Origin of the sequence: Hymenobacter actinosclerus, assembly GCF_900111515.1 — a bacterium.
GTDB lineage: Bacteria > Bacteroidota > Bacteroidia > Cytophagales > Hymenobacteraceae > Hymenobacter > Hymenobacter actinosclerus.
On record NZ_FOHS01000003.1, the window covers coordinates 73,781 to 91,349 of the forward strand.

General features: G+C 66.4%; 15 protein-coding genes. 8 read left to right on the forward strand and 7 right to left on the reverse strand.

Translation table 11 applies throughout. The features are described 5' to 3' along the window. Positions 1–463: 463 nt before the first annotated feature. A complete protein-coding gene (locus BMY67_RS11905) occupies positions 464–1,711 on the reverse strand; it encodes a replication-associated recombination protein A (protein ID WP_092771843.1) in 1,248 nt (415 codons plus the stop codon). A 341-nt stretch (positions 1,712–2,052) separates the two neighbouring features. On the opposite strand from BMY67_RS11905, the gene BMY67_RS11915 reads away from it, so the two are divergent. Then, on the forward strand, positions 2,053–2,988 hold the full coding sequence (locus BMY67_RS11915) for a DMT family transporter (RefSeq protein WP_092771847.1): 936 nt from the start codon (positions 2,053–2,055) through the stop codon (positions 2,986–2,988). A 101-nt stretch (positions 2,989–3,089) separates the two neighbouring features. After that, entirely contained in the window at positions 3,090–4,172 is a 1,083-nt protein-coding gene (gene dinB / locus BMY67_RS11920) for a DNA polymerase IV (protein ID WP_092771849.1), read from the forward strand. A gap of 150 nt (positions 4,173–4,322) precedes the next feature. Here the strand turns inward: dinB and BMY67_RS11925 are convergent, their stop codons facing one another. The 5 genes from BMY67_RS11925 to BMY67_RS11945 form a co-directional block, all read right to left on the reverse strand. Further along, positions 4,323–4,949, reverse strand: a complete 627-nt coding sequence (locus BMY67_RS11925) for a M15 family metallopeptidase (RefSeq protein WP_092771851.1) — start codon at positions 4,947–4,949, stop codon at positions 4,323–4,325. Positions 4,950–4,964: 15 nt separating this feature from the next. Next, entirely contained in the window at positions 4,965–5,252 is a 288-nt protein-coding gene (locus BMY67_RS11930; protein ID WP_143069802.1) for a hypothetical protein, read from the reverse strand. Between the two features lie 145 nt (positions 5,253–5,397). Beyond that, entirely contained in the window at positions 5,398–6,600 is a 1,203-nt protein-coding gene (locus tag BMY67_RS11935) for a serine hydrolase (RefSeq protein ID WP_092771855.1), read from the reverse strand. 140 nt (positions 6,601–6,740) lie between these two features. Beyond that, positions 6,741–6,956 carry a hypothetical protein gene (locus BMY67_RS11940; RefSeq protein WP_092771857.1) on the reverse strand — a complete coding sequence of 72 codons (216 nt, stop codon included), beginning with the start codon at positions 6,954–6,956 and terminating at the stop codon, positions 6,741–6,743. Positions 6,957–7,002: 46 nt separating this feature from the next. Then, positions 7,003–7,413, reverse strand: a complete 411-nt coding sequence (locus BMY67_RS11945; RefSeq protein ID WP_092771859.1) for a hypothetical protein — start codon at positions 7,411–7,413, stop codon at positions 7,003–7,005. A gap of 177 nt (positions 7,414–7,590) precedes the next feature. On the opposite strand from BMY67_RS11945, the gene BMY67_RS11950 reads away from it, so the two are divergent. From BMY67_RS11950 to BMY67_RS11975, 6 genes are all read left to right on the forward strand, one after another. Beyond that, positions 7,591–8,424: a hypothetical protein gene (locus BMY67_RS11950; protein WP_092771861.1), complete on the forward strand. Its 834-nt coding sequence runs from the start codon at positions 7,591–7,593 to the stop codon at positions 8,422–8,424. Positions 8,425–8,539: 115 nt separating this feature from the next. Beyond that, on the forward strand, positions 8,540–9,409 hold the full coding sequence (locus BMY67_RS11955) for a rhomboid family intramembrane serine protease (RefSeq protein WP_143069803.1): 870 nt from the start codon (positions 8,540–8,542) through the stop codon (positions 9,407–9,409). A 151-nt stretch (positions 9,410–9,560) separates the two neighbouring features. Then, positions 9,561–10,850: an esterase/lipase family protein gene (locus BMY67_RS11960; protein ID WP_092771865.1), complete on the forward strand. Its 1,290-nt coding sequence runs from the start codon at positions 9,561–9,563 to the stop codon at positions 10,848–10,850. 276 nt (positions 10,851–11,126) lie between these two features. Beyond that, on the forward strand, positions 11,127–13,655 hold the full coding sequence (locus tag BMY67_RS11965; protein ID WP_092771867.1) for a zinc-dependent metalloprotease: 2,529 nt from the start codon (positions 11,127–11,129) through the stop codon (positions 13,653–13,655). 113 nt (positions 13,656–13,768) lie between these two features. Beyond that, positions 13,769–14,860 carry a glycosyltransferase gene (locus tag BMY67_RS11970; RefSeq protein ID WP_143069806.1) on the forward strand — a complete coding sequence of 364 codons (1,092 nt, stop codon included), beginning with the start codon at positions 13,769–13,771 and terminating at the stop codon, positions 14,858–14,860. Continuing rightward, positions 14,857–15,351 (forward strand): YdeI/OmpD-associated family protein, encoded by a 495-nt coding sequence (locus tag BMY67_RS11975; protein WP_092771871.1) that lies wholly within the window; start codon positions 14,857–14,859, stop codon positions 15,349–15,351. Before BMY67_RS11970 ends, BMY67_RS11975 begins: the two co-directional genes overlap by 4 nt. Positions 15,352–15,434: 83 nt before the next feature. Here the strand turns inward: BMY67_RS11975 and BMY67_RS11980 are convergent, their stop codons facing one another. Next, positions 15,435–17,486, reverse strand: a complete 2,052-nt coding sequence (locus tag BMY67_RS11980) for an alpha amylase C-terminal domain-containing protein (RefSeq protein ID WP_092771873.1) — start codon at positions 17,484–17,486, stop codon at positions 15,435–15,437. Positions 17,487–17,569: the final 83 nt, after the last annotated feature.

Below are 17,569 nucleotides of genomic sequence, written 5' to 3' on the forward strand. Positions count from 1 at the left end.
ACGGGCCGTTTGGCGGGCGGAACAGCGTCGCTCAACCTTGAGCTACCCGTTTTCCACCCGGAAGCGGCGCATTTCAACCCCACAACACAAGCCGTTAATTTCAGGTTGCTGAACGGCCTGTAGAGCCGCGACCCATCGCGTCTCCTCGTTGCTGATGTTGCTGAGGTTGCGAAGGCCGCGCCGGGTGGGTCGTTCAACGCCGAGACGCGATGGGTCGCGTCTCTACAACCAATCCACAAATTCGAAAACCGCACTATAGCGCGGCCGTTTGAACTCGCAACGCGGCCGTTCAAGCCCGTAACGCGGCTAGTTGAACCCATAACGCGACAATTCGAACCTATAACGCGGCCGTTCGAACTCGTAACGCGGCTGATTGAACCTATAACGCGGCCATTCGAACCCATAACGCGGCCGTTCGAACTCGTAACGCGGCTGTTCAACGCCGAGACGCAAATAGGCGTCTCTACATGTCGTACTTCTGGCCCCACAGTTCGCGCAGCCGTTCCCGGGCTTTGGCTTCGGCGGGGTTGTCGGCGGGGTGGTAGAAGGTGGTGCCGCTGAGGGCTTCGGGCAGGAACTCCTGGTAGGCGAAGTGGCCGGGGTAGTCGTGCGAGTACTGGTACTGGCTGCCGTAATCCAGCTCCTTCATGAGCTTGGTGGGGGCGTTGCGCAAGGGCAGCGGCACGGGCTGCACGCCCTGCTGGCGCACCAGGGCCCGCGCCGCCCGGATGGCCTTGTAGCTGGCGTTGCTCTTGGGCGAGGTGGCCAGGTACACCACCGTCTGGCCCAGAATAATATCCGATTCGGGCAGGCCAATCACCGTGACGGCCTGAAAGCAGCTCTGGGCCAGAATCAGGGCGTTGGGGTTGGCCAGGCCCACGTCTTCGGAGGCCAGAATAAGCAGGCGGCGGGCAATGAACTTCACGTCCTCGCCGCCTTCGAGCATCACGGCAAGGTAGTAGAGGGCCGCGTTGGGGTCGGAGCCGCGGATGCTCTTGATGAAGGCCGAAATGACGTCGTAGTGCATTTCGCCGCCCTTGTCGTAGCGGGCCAGGTGCTGCTGGGCCAGCTGCTGCACGCCTTCGTCGGTGAGGATGATTTCGCCGGTTTTGGGGTCGGGGCGGGTGGCTTCCACTACGATATCGAGCAGGTTGAGGAGCTTGCGGGCGTCGCCGCCCGAGATGGTGAGCAGGGCCCCGTAGTCCTGCACCCGCACCTTTTTTTGCCGGAGCACCGCGTCTTCGGCCAAGGCTTTATCGACAAGGCTGGTGAGCACCTCCTTGCCCAGCGGCTCCAGCACGTACACCTGCGAGCGGCTGAGCACGGCCGGAATCACCTCGAACGAAGGGTTTTCCGTGGTGGCTCCAATCAGCGTCACCACGCCCTGCTCCACGGCCCCGAGCAGCGCGTCCTGCTGGCTTTTGCTGAAGCGGTGGATTTCATCAATGAACAGAATGGTGCCCGGCTTCTTGCGGGCCCGCTCGATTACCTCCCGCACGTCCTTCACGCCCGCATTCACGGCGCTCAGCGAGGCGAAAGGCTTGCCCAGCTCGGCGGCCAGCAGGTTGGCCAGCGTGGTTTTGCCCACGCCCGGCGGCCCCCACAGTATCAGCGAAGGCAGCCGCCCGGCGCTCAGGTAGCGCCGCAGCACCCCCTCGGGCCCAATGAGGTGCTGCTGCCCGGCGTACTCATCGAGCGTGCGGGGCCGCATGCGCTCAGCCAGCGGGGCATTGGCGGCCGGCGGGGCGGGTTTGGAAACAGGTGCGGGGTCGGAATCGAAAAGAGAACCAGTCATTTTTTTAAGCTGCAAGCTTCAGGCTGCAAGCTACAAGCTTTGGGCGGGAGGCTTTGTGAGCTGCAAGCTACAGGCTTCAAGCTTCAAGCTACAAGCTTCGGGCGGGAGGTGTCAGGGGCACCTTGTCATCCTGAGCGGAGCGAAGGACCCTATCACGTTTGAACGAACCTTTGACATGTGATAAGGTCCTTCGCTCCGCTCAGGATGACAGGCGGTCAGCTTGCAGCTTGTAGCTTGCAGCCTGAAGCTCAAAAGAAATGAAAACCTCCGTTAAGGTCCACGCGGCCCTGTTCGTGGTGGCCCTGATTTACGCGGCCAACTACAGTATCTCCAAAGACGTGATGCCGCGCTACATGGGCCCGTTTGGGCTGGTGCTGCTGCGGATTGTAGGCGCCACGCTGTTCTTTACCGTCGCTCACCGCCTGGCCGCGCCCCACGACCGCATAACGGGCCGCGCCGACAACCTGCGCTCCATTGCCTGCGGGGTGCTGGGCATCGGGCTCAACCAGCTGCTGTTCTTCTCGGGCCTCAACCTCACCTCGCCCATCAACGCCTCGCTGATTCAAACCATCGCGCCGGTGGTCACGGTGCTGGCCTCGGCGGTGCTGCTGAGCGAAAAGCTGACGCTGCGCCGGGTGCTGGGCGTGGGCATTGCCGGGCTGGGGGCGGCCAGCATCATCCTCAGCCGGGGCCCGGTGGTGGCCGGCGCCCCCAGCGAGCTGCTCGGCGACATCTATATCCTGCTCAATGCTATGTTTTTCGGCATTTACCTGGTGATTGTGATGCCCCTCATGCGCAAGTACCACCCGTTTACGGTGCTGAAGCGCATTTTTCTGGTGGGCGCGGTGCTGGCCGTGCCTACCGGCTGGCACCAGGCTACTACCGCCGACTACGCCAGCTTCCCGCCCGGTATCTGGGTGGCGGTGGCCTACATGGTTATCTGCGTAACGATTATGGCCTACCTGCTCAACAATTGGGCCCTCAAATACGCCTCGCCGTCGTTGCTGGGCGCCTACATCTACCTGCAACCCGCGCTGGCCGTGCTCATTGCCGTGAGCCTGGGCAAAGACCACCTCACCTGGGACCGGGCCGGCCAGGGCCTGCTGATTTTCCTGGGCGTGTTCCTGGTCAGCCGCAGGGCCAAGCCCGGCCAGCCAGCCAACCTGCCGCCGCTGGAGCCGGTGCAGGATTAAGGCTGGCGCATACCAGGCCCGTCCTTCAGCCGCTGATTAGCCCAGGGCTTCAGCCCTGGGATGCCGGGGAAGGCTTCGCGCCAGTGGTTACCTTTGCACCAGTGGACCCCGCCGCCGAAACCCGCAAAATTATTCACCTCGACATGGACGCGTTTTATGCCTCCGTGGAGCAGCGCGACCAGCCCGAGCTGCGGGGGCGGCCGGTGGCGGTGGGCGGCTCCCGGGAGCGGGGCGTGGTGGCGGCGGCCTCCTACGAGGCCCGGCAGTTCGGGGTGCGCTCGGCCATGTCGTCGGCGCTGGCGCGGCGGCGCTGCCCCGAACTGGTGTTTGTGAAGCCGCGCTTCGAGGTCTACAAGGAGGTGTCGCGGCAGATTCGGGCTATTTTTGCCGAGTACACCCCGCTGATTGAGCCGCTGAGCCTGGATGAGGCCTACCTCGACGTAACCGAGAACCTGAAGGGCGTGGCGCTGGCCAGCCAAGTGGCGCGCGAAATCCGGGCCGAAATCCTGCTAAAAACTCAGCTGACGGCCTCGGCGGGCATCAGCTACAATAAGTTTCTGGCCAAGCTGGCTTCTGATTACCGCAAGCCCAACGGCCAGTTCGTTATCCGGCCCGAGCAGGGGCTGGCTTTCGTGGAGCAGCTGCGGGTGGGCGAGTTTCACGGCATCGGGCCGGCCACGGCGGCGCGGCTCAACGCGCTCGGCATCTTCTCGGGCCTCGATTTGCGGCAGCAGTCGGAGGCGTTTCTGCGCCAGCACTTCGGCAAGGCCGGCGGGCACTACTACCTCATTGCCCGCGCCCAGGACCCGCGCCCCGTGCGCCCCGACCGGGTGCGTAAATCCATCGGCAACGAAACCACCTTCGAGCACGACCTGACCAGCTACGACGACCTCTGGGCCCGCCTCGTGCCCTGCCTGGAAAGCACTTGGGGCCACGCCGAGCGGCTGGGCGTGCGCGGCCGCACGCTCACACTCAAAGTCAAGTACGCCGACTTCCAGCAGATTACCCGCAGCCGCACGCTATTCGCCCCGCTCCAGCACCGCGAGCAGGCCGAGCGCCTAGCCCGCGAGCTGCTACAGGCGCTGCTGCCCGTGCCGCTGGGCGTGCGCCTGCTGGGCATCACCCTCTCCACCCTCGAAAGCCAGGACGACCAAATAGGCCAGCAGTTGGGCCTGGCTCTTTAGAGAGCTGCAATCTATTTGAGCTGCAAGCTGCAAGCACGTTCAAGCTTGTGGCTTATATTTTGTGGCTCAGATATTTTGCAGCTGGGCCAGGCTCTTTGATTGGACCACAAGCTTGAACGTACTTGCAGCTTGTGGCTTGTAGCTTGCAGCTCAAAAAAGCTCCTCAAACGACAAATCCAGCAGGTCGAACTCGGGCCAGCGGGGGTGGTCGAAGTGCCACCACTCGGCGGGGTAATTCTGGAAACCCTGCTGGCGCATGGCGGCCAGCAGCAGGCTGCGGTTGAAAAGCACGTGGGCCGGCAAATGGGGGTAGCGGGCGTGGGCGGCGGGCGTCAGCTCGTCGAAGGCGGTGGGCAGCGGCAGCGGCTGGCCGGTTTCGCGCAGCACCAGGCCCACATCGAGCGAGCAGCCGCGGTTGTGGCGCGAGCCGCGCCAGGGCGGAGCCGCGAAGTTCTCGTCGCCAATCAGCTCGTAGAATTCGCGCGTTACGTGGTAGGGGCGGTAGGCATCGTACACGCACAGGCCCGCGCCGTAGGGGGCCAGCGCGACCTGCACCCGCGCCAGGGCCGCCGCTACCGGCCGCCGGGCCAGGGCCCGGGCGCGGGGGTACAGGGGCCGGCCGGCCAGATTGTTGGGCGTGGCGTAGCGCAGATCCAGCACCAGGCCGGGCACTTCGGCCGCCAGCTCTACCAGCTGCTGGTCGGGGTCGGCGGCTACTTGCGCCCGGTACTCGTGCACGGAGCAAATCAGGGGCAGGTGGTAGGGGTTGCGCGACATGGCGGAGGGGCCGGTTCAGTAGCCGCCGATGCCCAGGCACTTAATGGTGCCTTGGTATTGGTTCTGAGGCCCTTTTCGGTCGATGTAATAGATGCCGCTTATCACGATTTTCTCCTCCTTCAGAGCACCCAAAACGTCCGGCCCCAACTCCCCTACCAAGGCGCTGAAGTCCAGGCCGATTTGGTCGGAGCTGTTGGGCCAGTTGCGGCGAATGGCCGCATTATCGGCGTTGTAAACGAAAACGCCGGGCACTTTTACTTTTTTCTGATCGAAGCCGGCGGGGTTTTGCAGGATATCGGCCATACTGCAAACCAGGAACCCGTCTTCCATTTTCGGCTCCGGCCGGGCTTCACAAGAGAGTAAGACGGAAACCAGCAGGCCTGCCAGAAGCAGCCTCGACAGAGCTGAAAGGATGTTCATGTGCAGGGCAATATAGCGGGCGGAAAGGTTATTTGCGGCGGCGGGTTTCGTGCTCGTACACCACTTCACCCAAGCGGCGCAGAAACGGGAAACCAACGGAATCGTAGTCGTAGGTGTCGTCGTTGAGCACGCCGTTGGAGTTCACGTAAACAACGGCACTAAGCAGGAATTCGACGCCCGTGGTGGGGTTGACAATGTAGGCGTTGTCGAGGAGGAAGCCGTAGGCCAGCCCGATTTTATTGTAGATACGCACGCCTTCCGGCAGCGGCCCGGCCGGGCCGCCGGCCAGCAGAAACTTGGCATAATTGTCGGGATACCCGGCCTCGGGGTAGCGCGGAAACCGGCTCTGGCGGGGCAGCTGGTACAGGCTGTTGAGCACCAGGCAGCGGTCGGCCGAATCGAGGCGCAGGCGCCGGGCCGGCGGCACGGTTTCGGGCAGCAGCACCAGCTGCAGGCTGCGCTGCAAATCGGCCAGGGTGGCGGCGTTTTTGTCGCTGAAATCGAGCGGGCCGCTGATGCGCTGGCCGCCCTGCAGGTACGCCCTGCCAATGCGGCGGCCCCGCCGTGGCCCGCGCGGCCAGCGCCCCCCGAAATAGGCCGCCGGCTGCAGGTACAGCGGCCGGCCGAGCGTGGTATCGGTGTACAGGGCCAGCGGGTTGGTGTGGCGGGCCGTGGAATCCTGGTCGCCGACCGAAAGGCGGTGGCGCAGCACGGTGCGGCGCAGGCCGTGGGCGCGCAGCCCCTGCTGCAGCCCGGCCGGCCCCACGAACTCATACAGGCGGTTGTAGGCATCATTATCACTCACGAGCAGCATTTTGTGCACGTAGTGGGCCAGGCTGGCGCGGCCGTCGGCGCTGGTGGTATCGCGCTCCACCGGCGTCTGGCCCCAGCCGGCAGCCCCGATGCGTAGCGGAGCGTCGCTGCGCAGCTCGGGCTGGGTCTGGCGCAGGTCGTGCAGCTTTTCGAGCGCCAGCAGGGCGGCGGGCAGCTTGATGGCGCTGGCCGGGTAGAAGTACTCGCGCGGCCGCAGCCGGTAGCTGTAGGAGCGCAAGTGCGGCCGCCCCTGCCGGTCGCGCCGGATTTGGGTGTACAGAATCTGCAGCCGATGCTCACCCGCCTGTTGGGCCACGGCCGCCAGCCCCGGATCGGTGCGCAGCAGCCGTGGCAGCGGGTTCTGGCCGTGGGCCGCACTGGCGGCAAGCAGCAGCAGGCAGAGAAGCAGGTTGCGCATGGGCCAGTTGTCTTTCGGTTTGCGTGGCTCGTTATTCGTTTGTTGACTTTCCAGATTCAGCAAGCGGCCCGCACTACCCGATTATCAGGTACTGCGGGCCGCCTGCTGAATAGCGAACTAAAGAACGAATAACAAATATGTTAGCCTTCCTTGCCGTTGGTCTGGTCACTGTCGCCGTAGCCGCCGCGGATACCCGCGCCGTCGCCCATGTCTTCCTGGGTGCTTTCGGGAATGGCGGCTTCGGGGTTGGAATCGGCTGTGGCCTGCGAATCGGTTTGCTGGGCGGCCGAGCCGGCGCCGTCGGCTACCATATCAGCGGCGTTGCCGGGCTGGTCTTTCTTAGCAGAGTCTTTCATCGGGTTGGAAAATTAAACGCTGTGGGAGTTGTGGTGGCGACCCGGTTTAGGCCGGATTGTTGGCGTCGCCCATTTTGCCGCCGTCGTTGGCCGAGCTGGGGGCCGAGCGGGCATTGGAGTACTCGGTGTTGTAGGCGGTAGTGTTCTTGGTCTGGTCGGCGTTTTCGTTGTCCGAGCCGCCACCGTCGTTTTTCTGGTCGGCGCCGGGCTGGCCGCCGCGGTTGCTGCTGCCCTGGGCGCTTTGGGCGCCGCCGTCGTGGCTACCGCCGCGGTTGCCCCCGTGGGTGCCCTCCGAGTCGGGCGAGGACGTAAGCGACTTGCCGCCCTGCTGCTGTACGCTGGTGCCCCCCACGTTTTCGGGGCGCGGGGCGTTGTTGCCGGTGTTGGCCACCTGCTGCTGGGTGCGGTTGTGTTCGTTCTGGAGGTCTTCGTTGGAATTATTCTGGTCAGTTGCCATGGATATGGGATAAAATGAGGAAATGAGAATAAGTGCGCCGACGGCCGACCGGATGCCGGTCAACCAGTTGGCGCCTGAAGGCTATACGGGCCGCGCGGCGGCGGCGTTGGCGGCGGCAGCTTGAAAAATCCGGGCTTTTTCTCAACTTGACGACCACTTTCAGCCCCGCTATCCGTTATGTCCGGCTTTCCTACCGCTCCTGATTCGTTTCAGCAAAAAACCACCGCCGAGCTGCAGTACCTCATCGAAAACCCGGGTTTCTACGATGCGGGCGTGGTGGCCCGCGCCCGCCAGGAGCTAAGGCAGCGTGGCGCGCTGGTGCCCGCCGCGCCCGCCTTTCCCGAAATTGCAACTCCGCCGGCTCCCACCGAATACGATGCCGCGCCGGCCGGCCGCGGAAGCAGATGGCTGCTGGCCGGGCTGGCGCTGGCAGTTGGCCTGGCCCTGGTCTGGTGGATAATGCGCCCCCAGGCCGTTAAACCCGCTATGGCCCCGCCCCGGCCCATTGTGCTCGAAGCCACCGTGGTGCGGCCGCTGCCCTCGTTCGAGTCCGAAGCCGCCGTGCAGGTAGCCCGCACCCGCAGCCTGCTGCCCGCCGCCGACCGCGCCGATACCACTGCCGCCGGCCGCTACGCCCGCATGGCCCGCCGCTACTGGCTGGCCGAAAATACGGCCGCCCACCTCACCGCCCAGGCCAGCACCGACTCCGTTACGGACGTATTCCCGGGGCAGGCCGGCATCGGGCTGGAGCGCATCGATTGGTTTATGGCAGCCAAGGGTTACAACCAGCACCTCACGCCCACCATGGAGGCCCGCCTTACGCTGATGCAGCAGGGCCTCACGCTGCGCCGCATTGCCCTCTCAAACTTTAAAACCCGCTACGAAATGTACGGCGAGCTGTTTACCGACCGCGACCAGAAACGGGCCGATGCCGAGGCCTCGGATATTGCCGGGCAGTTGCTGGGCCACTCCAGCAAGCAGGTAATGCAGGGCAATATTTCCGACCTCTAGGCTTACCCCCTACCGCTAAAGCCGCAACTCTGGCAGGCGCCGGGGGCTGGCAGGGTTTGTGAAGCCGGCCGCAGGAATGCGCCTTCAGCGGCGCGCTGCTTTTCCCGTGTCGCTCATGCCCGATTCTGCCGTTCCCGACCCTGCCCTGCTCCCCCCCGACCCGACCGACCCGCTGGTGGGCTACACCGAGGCCGAGCTGCTGTACCTGGCCCGCCACGCGGCCGAGTACCCGCCGGCAGTGGGCCAGGCCGCCGGCCGCGAGCTGCAGCGGCGCGGCCTCGTGCCCGACCTGACCGCGCCGCCGCGCCGGCCGGCCCCACCAGCCGGACCGGCCGAAAAGGGGGGGCTGGCAGCCACGCTACGGGGCATTTTCGGGTTCCGGCCGGGCTACCGCACCACCCCGGCGCTGTTCTGGCTGAACCTGGGGGCCTACCTGCTGCTGGGGCTGGCCGGCGCCAACCTGCTGCAGCCCGCCGGCGCCGACCTCATCCGCTGGGGCTCCAACTATTCGGCCCTTACGCTGCCCGGGCAGCCCTGGCGGCTGCTGACGAGCGTATTCCTGCACGGCGGCTTCGGGCATTTGCTGCTCAATATGCTCACGCTCGTTTTTCTGGGGCTGCTGGCCGAGCGCATGGTGGGCAGCAAACGCCTGCTGGGCGTGTACCTGCTGAGCGGAGTGGCCGGCAGCCTGGCCAGCCTGTGGTGGCACAGCCAGGGCGTGAACTCGGTGGGGGCTTCGGGAGCCATTTTCGGGCTCTACGGGCTGCTGCTGGCCACCCTAGCCCGCCGGCCGGCCTCGCTCAACCGCTCCGAGCGGGCGGCGCTGGGCGTGTTCGTGCTCTACTTTATGGTGAGCAGCCTGGTAGGCGGCCTCGAATCCCACACCACCGACAATGCCGCCCACGTGGGCGGGCTGCTGGCCGGCGCCGCCTTGGGCGCCGTGCTGCCGGCTCCGGCCGCTGGGGCAAACAACCCGCAAACCTGACGCGTTGTAGCTACGGCGCCTCTTCGGTTTAGCAGCTACCTTGTAAATTAGGTGTGCTGAAGTCCTTTTCGGGCAGTGATTGAGCGTTCAACCTTCAACAGCAGCGCAAGCACCGACGCCCGGCCGCTAACAACCGGCAACTGATTTTTCAATGAGCGAAGCTTCCGAGCCAATTCCTGAATCCGACGAGCACTTCGACTCCGAAGATGCCACTCCTGCGCCCCGGCGCCCGCGCTGGCGCCGGGTGGCTGCCGCCGTGGGCCGCGCCGCTCGTGCCCCCTTCGACGGGGCCGGCGCCCTCTACCGCATCGGCCAGGACAACCTGCACTTTACGCTGCCCGTGCTCAACGGGGCCTTCGGCGACCAGCTGGCCGCCCGCCACGACCGGCGCGCCATCCAGCTCAGCTTCCGCCGCTACGCCGCCGATGTGGCCGTGGCCGACCTCGACCTGCAGCCGGCACCCGGCGGCCGGCCGCGCACCACGGTGGTGTTTCTGCACGGGCTGATGGGCGACGAAGTTATCTGGCAGACCGGCCACGGCCCCGACGACCTGCGCTTCGGCCCGCGCCTGCAGCAGGATTTGCCCGACCTCTGTTGCCTGTACGTGCGCTACAACTCGGGCCTGCACATTTCTGAAAACGGCCGCCGCCTCCACGAGCTGCTCACGGAGCTGGTGGCCACTTACCCCGCAGCCGTGGGCGAACTGGTGCTGGTGGGCCACAGCATGGGCGGCCTGCTCATCCGCTCGGCCGGGTATTACGGGTCAGTTAAAAGTGAAATATTGGAAGTTGAGAAGGATGGGAATGGGCCTGCTGGGCAGGCTGCTGACGCGGCTCCCGAAACAGCTGGCCCCGCTGGCCCCGCGGCGGCTCTGGCCGAAGCTGATGGCCTGACCTCCTCCGAAAGTCAGCCAACGAAAAACGAACAGCGAACAGCGAATTACGCCCCCTGGCTGGAGCGGCTGCGCGACGTGTTTCTGCTGGGCGTACCCAACGACGGCTCGTTTCTGGAGCAGAACAGCCACCTGACCAGCCTGGTACTGCGCAAAATCAACCTCTGGCCCACCCGCGCCATCAGCGGCCTGCTCGACCAGCGCAGCAATGGCATCAAGGATTTGCGCCACGCCCTGCTCGTGGAGCAGGACTGGCAGAGCCCCCACGCCGACGACCTGTTTCCGCCCCGCACGGTGGTACCGCTGCTGCCGAAGGTGCGCTACCACGTGCTGGTGGGCTCGTTGCTGAAATCGGCCAGCTCGGCCCTGCACGACTACTTCGGCGACGGACTGGTGGGGGCCGGCAGCGCCGCCGGCCGCATTTTCCAGGACCCCGCCGCCCCGCCCGGCCGCCTCATCAGCACCCGCATTTATCCGCAGCTGCATCACGGCACGCTGCTCAGCAACCCCGAGGTATACCAGTATCTGCGGGAGCGAATTGGCGCGTGAGGAGTGAGGAGTGAGTGGACCGGCGGCTTGGCGGACGGTTTCTTGCGGGCGCTTCATGCCCGAATTTTGTATTGAAATCAGCTGCCATTAAGTAGCAAGCGAACAGGAATTCAGGCGCTCTTTTTAATGATTCCGATAAGGAGTTAGACCCAACCGCGGCCGGGCCCCGGAAGGCAGAATCAGGCGGGCATTATTACAGACAGTCAGGCGTTTGAGCCCCACGGCCGGTCGGGGCAGCTTGTCCTGGCAGTGCCGTTTCGTCCTCTGTCTGCCTGTATGCAACCAACCATTTCCTTGCTTCGGCCGCTGCTTTGCGGCCTGTTTTTCGCCGCCCTGGGCGGCCTACCAGCCCCGGCCGCGGCCCAGTCAACCTCCTCCGCCCCAAATGCAACGGCCGCCCAAACCTCGTCGCTTTGGGAGCCGGCCGCCGCGCCAGTGGCGGCCCGCGGCCCGGTGGCCGGAGCGCCCGCCCGCTGGTTCCGGCTCGATACCACCCAGCTGGCCGCCCGGCTGGCGCTGGCCCCAGCCGAAACCCAGCCCGCGGCCCCGGTTGTGCTGGAGCTGCCCCACCCCGACGGCACATTGCACCGCTATGCCTTCCGGCAGGCGCCCGTGATGGCCCCGGCCCTGGCTGCCCGCTATCCGCGCATCCGCACGTTTGCCGGCCGCGCCCTCGATGAGCCCGCCGCCACCGTGCGCCTGGAGTGGACGCCCACCGGCCTGCACGCCCAGCTGCTCGCCGCTGATGGCAGCATCAGCAGCATTTCGGGCGATGAGGCGGCGGCAGCACCCGCCCTCTATCAGAGCCGCGCCCAGGCGCCTGTCGTTTTCGACTGCCAGGCGCTGCTGCCACCCGGCACGCCCCCGCAGCGCCCCGGCGACACGCCCCCGGCCCCGCCCGCGCCCTACGGCGGGCAGCTGCGCACGTTGCGGCTGGCCGTGGCTACCACCAGCGAGTTTGTAAATAAGCTGGGCGGCGGCACTGTGGCCGGCACCATGGCCGAAGTGGTGAAGCTGGTTAACTCGCTCAACGGCGTGTACGAGCGGGAACTGGCCCTGCGCCTGCAGCTGGTGGCCAATAACGACAAGCTCATTTTTGCCAGTGCCGCCACCGACCTCTTCGGCACCAGCACTTCTCCCACTGCCTTGCTAGGTGCCAATGCAGGGATAGTCAACGACCTTATCGGCGCTGCCAACTACGACCTGGGCCACGTACTGGGCTACAATAGCGGCGGCTACTCGGGCGTGGCCTATGTAGGCGTGGTTTGTTCCGCTTCTCCGGGGCCCTCGGGCAAGGGCGGCGGGGCCTCCACGGCCAGCAGCGCCCGGTATCTGAACGAGGTAACCCTGCACGAAATCGGCCACCAGCTGGGCTCCAGTCACACCTTCAACGGCGACAAGGGCAACTGCAGCGGCGGCAACCGTGGCGCCAATCTGGCCTACGAGCCGGGGGCAGGCAACACCATCATGTCGTACGACTCGCGCTGCGACCCCGATAACGTGGGGCCGGGCATCAGGTATTTCCATGCGGCCAGCCTGAGCGCCATCGTACCCAAGCTTACCTGCGGAGTTACGGCGGCCAACAACGGCAACCGCCCACCGGCCGTGCAGGTGCCGGCCGGCACCTTCGTCATTCCTAAAGGCACGCCCTTCGCCCTCACCGGGGCGGGCTCCGACCCCGATAACGACCAGCTGAGCTACAGCTGGGAGCAGCTGGACCTGGGCGACGCCAGCGGCCTGGCCGGCGCCGCCACCGACCCCAGCGCCCCCCCGCTGTTCCGCAGCTTTACGCCCGTAGGCAACCCAACGCGCACTTTCCCGCAGCTGAGCGCCGTGCTGGCTAACGCAACCACTGCGGAAGGCGAGTTTCTGCCGCTGGTAGCCCGGCCGCTCAACTTCCGCCTCACCGTGCGCGACAACCGCGGCGGCGTGGCCGGCGCCAACCTGGCCCTGCGCGTGGCCGACGCCGGCCCGTTTCGGGTAACGGCCCCGGCGGCCGCGCTTGCCGCCGCCCCGGGCAGCGCCTACACCGTGGCCTGGGACGTGCTCGGCACCAACCAGGAGCCCGTAAACTGCAAAAGCGTGCGGATTCTGTTCTCCAGCGACGGCGGCCTGACCTTCCCGACGGTGCTGGCGGCCGAGGTGCCCAACAACGGCACGGCCTCGGTGCGCCTGCCCGGCCAGCCTACCACCCAGGGCCGCATCAGGGTAGAAGCGGTGGACAACGTGTTTTTTGCTCTGAGTCCGGCCACCATCACCCTGCGCGGCACGCCGGTTACGCTGCCCGTTACGCTGGCCGGCTTTACGGCTGAGGCCCGCGGGGCCGCGGCCCGGCTGCACTGGCGCACGGCCACCGAGCTCGGCAACGCGGGCTTCGCGGTAGAAGTGTCAACCGACGGCACGGCGTTCCGGCGCCGGGCCTGGGTGCCCGGCCGTGGTCAGGCCGCCACCTACGATTTCGACGACGACCAGCTGCCCACCTATGGCGCGCCGCTGGTGTACTACCGCCTGCGCCAGCTCGATTCCGACAGCACCGCCAGCCTGTCGGAAGTGCGGGCGGTGGCCGTGCCGGCCGGCAGCGCCACCTGGCAGCTCTGGCCCAACCCCACCCGCGAGGGCCGGGTAACGGTGGCCGGCCTGCCCCCCGGCCAGCCGGTGCAGCTGCTCGACCTGACGGGCCGCCTGCTGCTGACGACGACCACACCGCCGGCCGGCCCGCTGCTGCTGGCGCTGCCCACCCCGTTGCGCCCCGGCCTGTACCTGGTGCGCAGCGGCGGCCAGAGCCGGCGGCTGGTAGTGGAGTAGCGCAGCGTAGCGAGGGCAAAACCAGGGGTAAATGCGGCGTGGGGCCCGGGGGCCATTGCCTTTTTTTCTACCTTGCCGTACTCCTGGTATCTACCTCGACAGTTTGCCGCCCTATGTCCACTGCTTCTTCCCGCATATTGCTGCTTGGCTGGAATGAAGTGCTCCAGCCTCAGCCCGCCACCGCGCCGCCGCTCCGGGCGCTGGTGCAGCAGCTGGCCCCGCTCACGAACCTGGCGGTGCTGCTGCCCCACGAGCCGCAGCCCGCTTTTGCCGTGGCCGGGGGCACGGTGCGCACCACCGGGCTGGCCGAGCTGGACTTAGCTGCCATTCGGGCAGCAGCCCGCCCCAGCCCCAATCCGGCCGCCTGGCAGGCCCCGGCCGCCCCGTACCTGGGCAGCAGCAGCCCGGCCGCGCCTTACCTGGGCGCCACGCCCGCCGCTGCCACCGCACCCGCTGCCCCGGCATTGGCGGCGGCAGCGGCGGGCCAGCGGGCCGGGGAGCCGGCCGGGCCGGGGCCGGCTGCCGCCACCGCTTCGGCCAGAACCCCGGCCGACGGGGATTTTCCGGCCCTTGGTGCCCAGCCCAAGCGCGTCGAGCCAACCCAGGCCGACCCGTTACCGGTTTCGCGGGCCGCTGAACTGCCGCCGGCGAAAGACCAGTCTGGGCTAGCGGCCCCAGCTACTCCCGCTACTGCCCTGAGCCCGGCGCCGCCCACGCGGGTGCATGCCACGCTTGCGCAGGAGCTGGCGGCGCTGGGCCGTAACCCGCCCGACGCCACGGCCACCGACCTCAACTTTCAGGTAATTCAATACGCCCGTTTTGCCAGCAACTGGGCTTGCGGCAAGCAGTTTGCCGTAATTTATGCCGTAGATTGGCCAACCTGGCTGGCCGCCATGGAAATCCGGCAGCTCACGGGCTGGCCGCTTGTGCTGCACGTGCACAGCCTGGCCCAGGAACGGGCCTCCCCCGCCGAAACGGGCTGGGCCGTGGCCTTGGAACGCCTGGCCCTGCGCCGCGCCGACCTGGTGCTGGCCGCCTCGGCCGAAGTGGCCAGCCGCCTGACGGAGCGCTACCAGGTGCCCCCGGAGCGGCTGCGCACGGTTGCCATCAGCAACACGGCCGCCATCAACGAGCTGCTGTTTCACATCGAACACCACCGGCCGGGCCGTCCGGCCGTGGCCCCCATCACCCCTCCTTCCGCATGATTTCCTCCCCTTCCGCTACCCCCCGCCGCCACGAATTTGATGCCCCGCTCGAAATGGACGGAGCCGACAACGGCGTGTTCGTGATAGTGCCCTTCGATGTGCCGACCGAATACGGCGTTAAAGGCGCGCTGCCCGTGCAGGGCACCATCGACGGCTTCCCCATCCGCCTCAACCTGACGCCCATGGGCGGCGAGCACCACGGTTTCAGCGTGCGCAAGGAAGTGCGCAATGCCATCGACAAAACCTGGGCCGACACCGTGCACGTGGTGCTCTGGCACGACACCGACCCCAGCGGCCTGGAGCTGCCCGCCGAGCTGGCTCAGGCCCTCGACCGCACCGGCCTGCGGGCCAAGTTCGATGCCCTGCCCTTCACCCAGCGCAAGCAGCTGGCCCAGCACATCAGCCGCGCCAAAAAGCCCGACGCCCGCGACCAGCGAATCATAGAAGCCCTGGAACAGGCCGAATCGGGCCGCCGCACGAAAAATACATAGTAAGTAAGCTGCAAGCCGCCAGCCACAAGCGGCAAGCTGATGTTCGCATGTCAGCTTGCCGCTTGTGGCTGGCGGCTTGCAGCTCAAACCAACTCCAGTACCAGCGCGGTGCGGCTGGTGAGGTAGAGGCTGAGCTGGTGGCTGCCTTCGTGCTCCTGGGTTTCGTAGCGGTAGTCGTCGTCGATGCGGGCGAAACCGCCGAAGTCGGGCGCGTCGGAGTCGAGCACGATGCGGTAGCGGCCGGCGGCGGGCACCCGGAAGCGGTAGTCGGGGATGCTGCGGGTGGCGTGCAGGTTGAAGGCCAGCAGCAGCGGGCCGCGCTGGAAGATGAGCACCTGGTTTTCGGCATCGAGGTGGAGCTGGCGGGCCGGGCCGGCGGCCAGCAGGTGGCTGCGCCGGATCAGCTGAATCATGGCCCGGTCGAAGTTGAGCAGGTACTGAAACTTGAGGTCGGGGTTGTCGGCCAGGCTCCACTGGCGGCGGGCAAAATGATGGCTCCAGTTGTTGCCCTCGCGCGGGAAATCCACCCATTCGGGGTGGCCGAACTCGTTGCCGATGAAGTTGAGGTAGGCGTCGCCGCCCAGGCTGATGGTGAGCAGGCGGATGAGCTTGTGCAGGGCCACGCCCCGGGCCGCAATCGGGTCGGTATCGTGGCGGCCCATGTGCTGGTAAATGGCATCATCGAGCAGCCAGTGTGCCAGGGTTTTGTCGCCTACCAGGGCCTGGTCGTGGCTTTCGGCGTAAGCCACGGTTTTCTCGCCGTCGCGGCGGTTGCCCAGCACATACCACAGGTCGTAGATGTTCCAGTCTTCGTCGCGGGTATGCTTGAGCAGCTTGATCCAATAGTCGGGAATGCCCATGCCCAGCCGGTAATCGAACCCGACGCCGCCCTCGGCAATGGGCCGGCACAGGCCCGGCAGGCCGCTCATATCTTCGGCAATCAGCAGGGCGCTGCGCTTGATTTCGTGCACCAGCGTGGTGGCCAGCTGCAGGTAAAGCACCGCGTCCTCATCCACTTCGGGCCCGAAATACGACTCGTAACCGCCGAAGCTCACGCCCTCGCCGTGGTGGTGGTAGAGCATGCTGGTGATGCCATCGAAGCGGAAGCCGTCGACGTGGAACTCCTCCAGCCAGTAGCGCAGGTTGCTGAGCAGAAACTGCTGCACCTCGGGCTTGCCGTAATTGAAGAGGCGCGAATCCCAGCCCGGATGCTCGCCCCGGGCCCCGGCGTGGAAGTACTGGTGGCCCGAGCCATCGAAGTACGCCAGGCCCTCGGCCTCGTTTTTCACGGCGTGCGAGTGCACGATGTCGAGCAGCACGGCGATGCCCCGGCGGTGGGCTTCGTTGATGAGGTACTTGAGCTCCTCGGGCGTGCCGAAGCGCGACGATACGGCAAAGAAGTTGGCCACATGGTAGCCAAACGAGCCGTAATACGGGTGCTCCATGATGGCCATCAGCTGCACGCAGTTGTAACCGCCGGCCGCAATGCGCGGCAGCACCTGGTCGGCAAACTCCAGGTAGGAGCCCACCCGGCCTTCTTCCAGCGCCATGCCTACGTGGGCCTCGTAGATGAGCGGCTCGCGCACGGCATTGGCCACCCGAAACTTCTGGTCGGTCCAGGCAAATGGAGCGGCGGGCCGCCAGACCTGGCCGGCGAAGTCGTTGGTTTCGGCATCCTGCACGGCCCGGCGCAGCATGGCCGGCAGGCGGTCCTGGGCACCACGGGCCGATACTACGTGCACCTTGTAGTGCGAGTAGTGAGTGAGACGGCCCTGGTATTCTTTATCGGGCAGAAAAACCTCCCACACGCCATCCTCGGCCCGGGTCAGTGGGTTGGCCTGGCGGTTCCAGTCGTTGAAGTCGCCAATCAGGCTCAGGCTCTGAGCGGCGGGGGCCCACTCGCGGTACCAGTAGCCGCGGCGGCGGCCGTCGTAGTGCAGGCCCAGGCGCTGGTGGGCGGTGGCAAACTTGCTCAGCGAGCCGTACTGCTGGCTGATTTCGGCCAGCCGGGCCTGCAGCCGCTGCTGGCGGCGGCGCAGCACTGGCTCGTAGGGCGCCAGCCAGGGGTCGTGCTGCACGAGGGGCAGCGCGGAGGCGGGAGTGGCAGAATCGAGCGAAGTGGCAGGCGTGGTCATGGCGGAAGGGCAAGGGTGCAGGGTTGCTCCCAAAACTACGTGGAATCGGACAACGGGGGCTAACCCGACGCAAAGTTGGCGCC

Coding starts and splice junctions, on each gene's coding strand:
- BMY67_RS11915 (WP_092771847.1), top strand. CDS start 2,053: ATGAAAACCTCCGTTAAGGTCCACGCGGCCCTGTTCGTGGTGGCCCTG.
- BMY67_RS11930 (WP_143069802.1), bottom strand. CDS start 5,252: ATGGCCGATATCCTGCAAAACCCCGCCGGCTTCGATCAGAAAAAAGTA.
- BMY67_RS11925 (WP_092771851.1), bottom strand. CDS start 4,949: ATGTCGCGCAACCCCTACCACCTGCCCCTGATTTGCTCCGTGCACGAG.
- BMY67_RS11940 (WP_092771857.1), bottom strand. CDS start 6,956: ATGAAAGACTCTGCTAAGAAAGACCAGCCCGGCAACGCCGCTGATATG.
- BMY67_RS11960 (WP_092771865.1), top strand. CDS start 9,561: ATGAGCGAAGCTTCCGAGCCAATTCCTGAATCCGACGAGCACTTCGAC.
- BMY67_RS11975 (WP_092771871.1), top strand. CDS start 14,857: ATGATTTCCTCCCCTTCCGCTACCCCCCGCCGCCACGAATTTGATGCC.
- BMY67_RS11905 (WP_092771843.1), bottom strand. CDS start 1,711: ATGCGGCCCCGCACGCTCGATGAGTACGCCGGGCAGCAGCACCTCATT.
- BMY67_RS11970 (WP_143069806.1), top strand. CDS start 13,769: ATGTCCACTGCTTCTTCCCGCATATTGCTGCTTGGCTGGAATGAAGTG.
- BMY67_RS11950 (WP_092771861.1), top strand. CDS start 7,591: ATGTCCGGCTTTCCTACCGCTCCTGATTCGTTTCAGCAAAAAACCACC.
- BMY67_RS11955 (WP_143069803.1), top strand. CDS start 8,540: ATGCCCGATTCTGCCGTTCCCGACCCTGCCCTGCTCCCCCCCGACCCG.
- BMY67_RS11935 (WP_092771855.1), bottom strand. CDS start 6,600: ATGCGCAACCTGCTTCTCTGCCTGCTGCTGCTTGCCGCCAGTGCGGCC.
- BMY67_RS11945 (WP_092771859.1), bottom strand. CDS start 7,413: ATGGCAACTGACCAGAATAATTCCAACGAAGACCTCCAGAACGAACAC.
- BMY67_RS11980 (WP_092771873.1), bottom strand. CDS start 17,486: ATGACCACGCCTGCCACTTCGCTCGATTCTGCCACTCCCGCCTCCGCG.
- BMY67_RS11965 (WP_092771867.1), top strand. CDS start 11,127: ATGCAACCAACCATTTCCTTGCTTCGGCCGCTGCTTTGCGGCCTGTTT.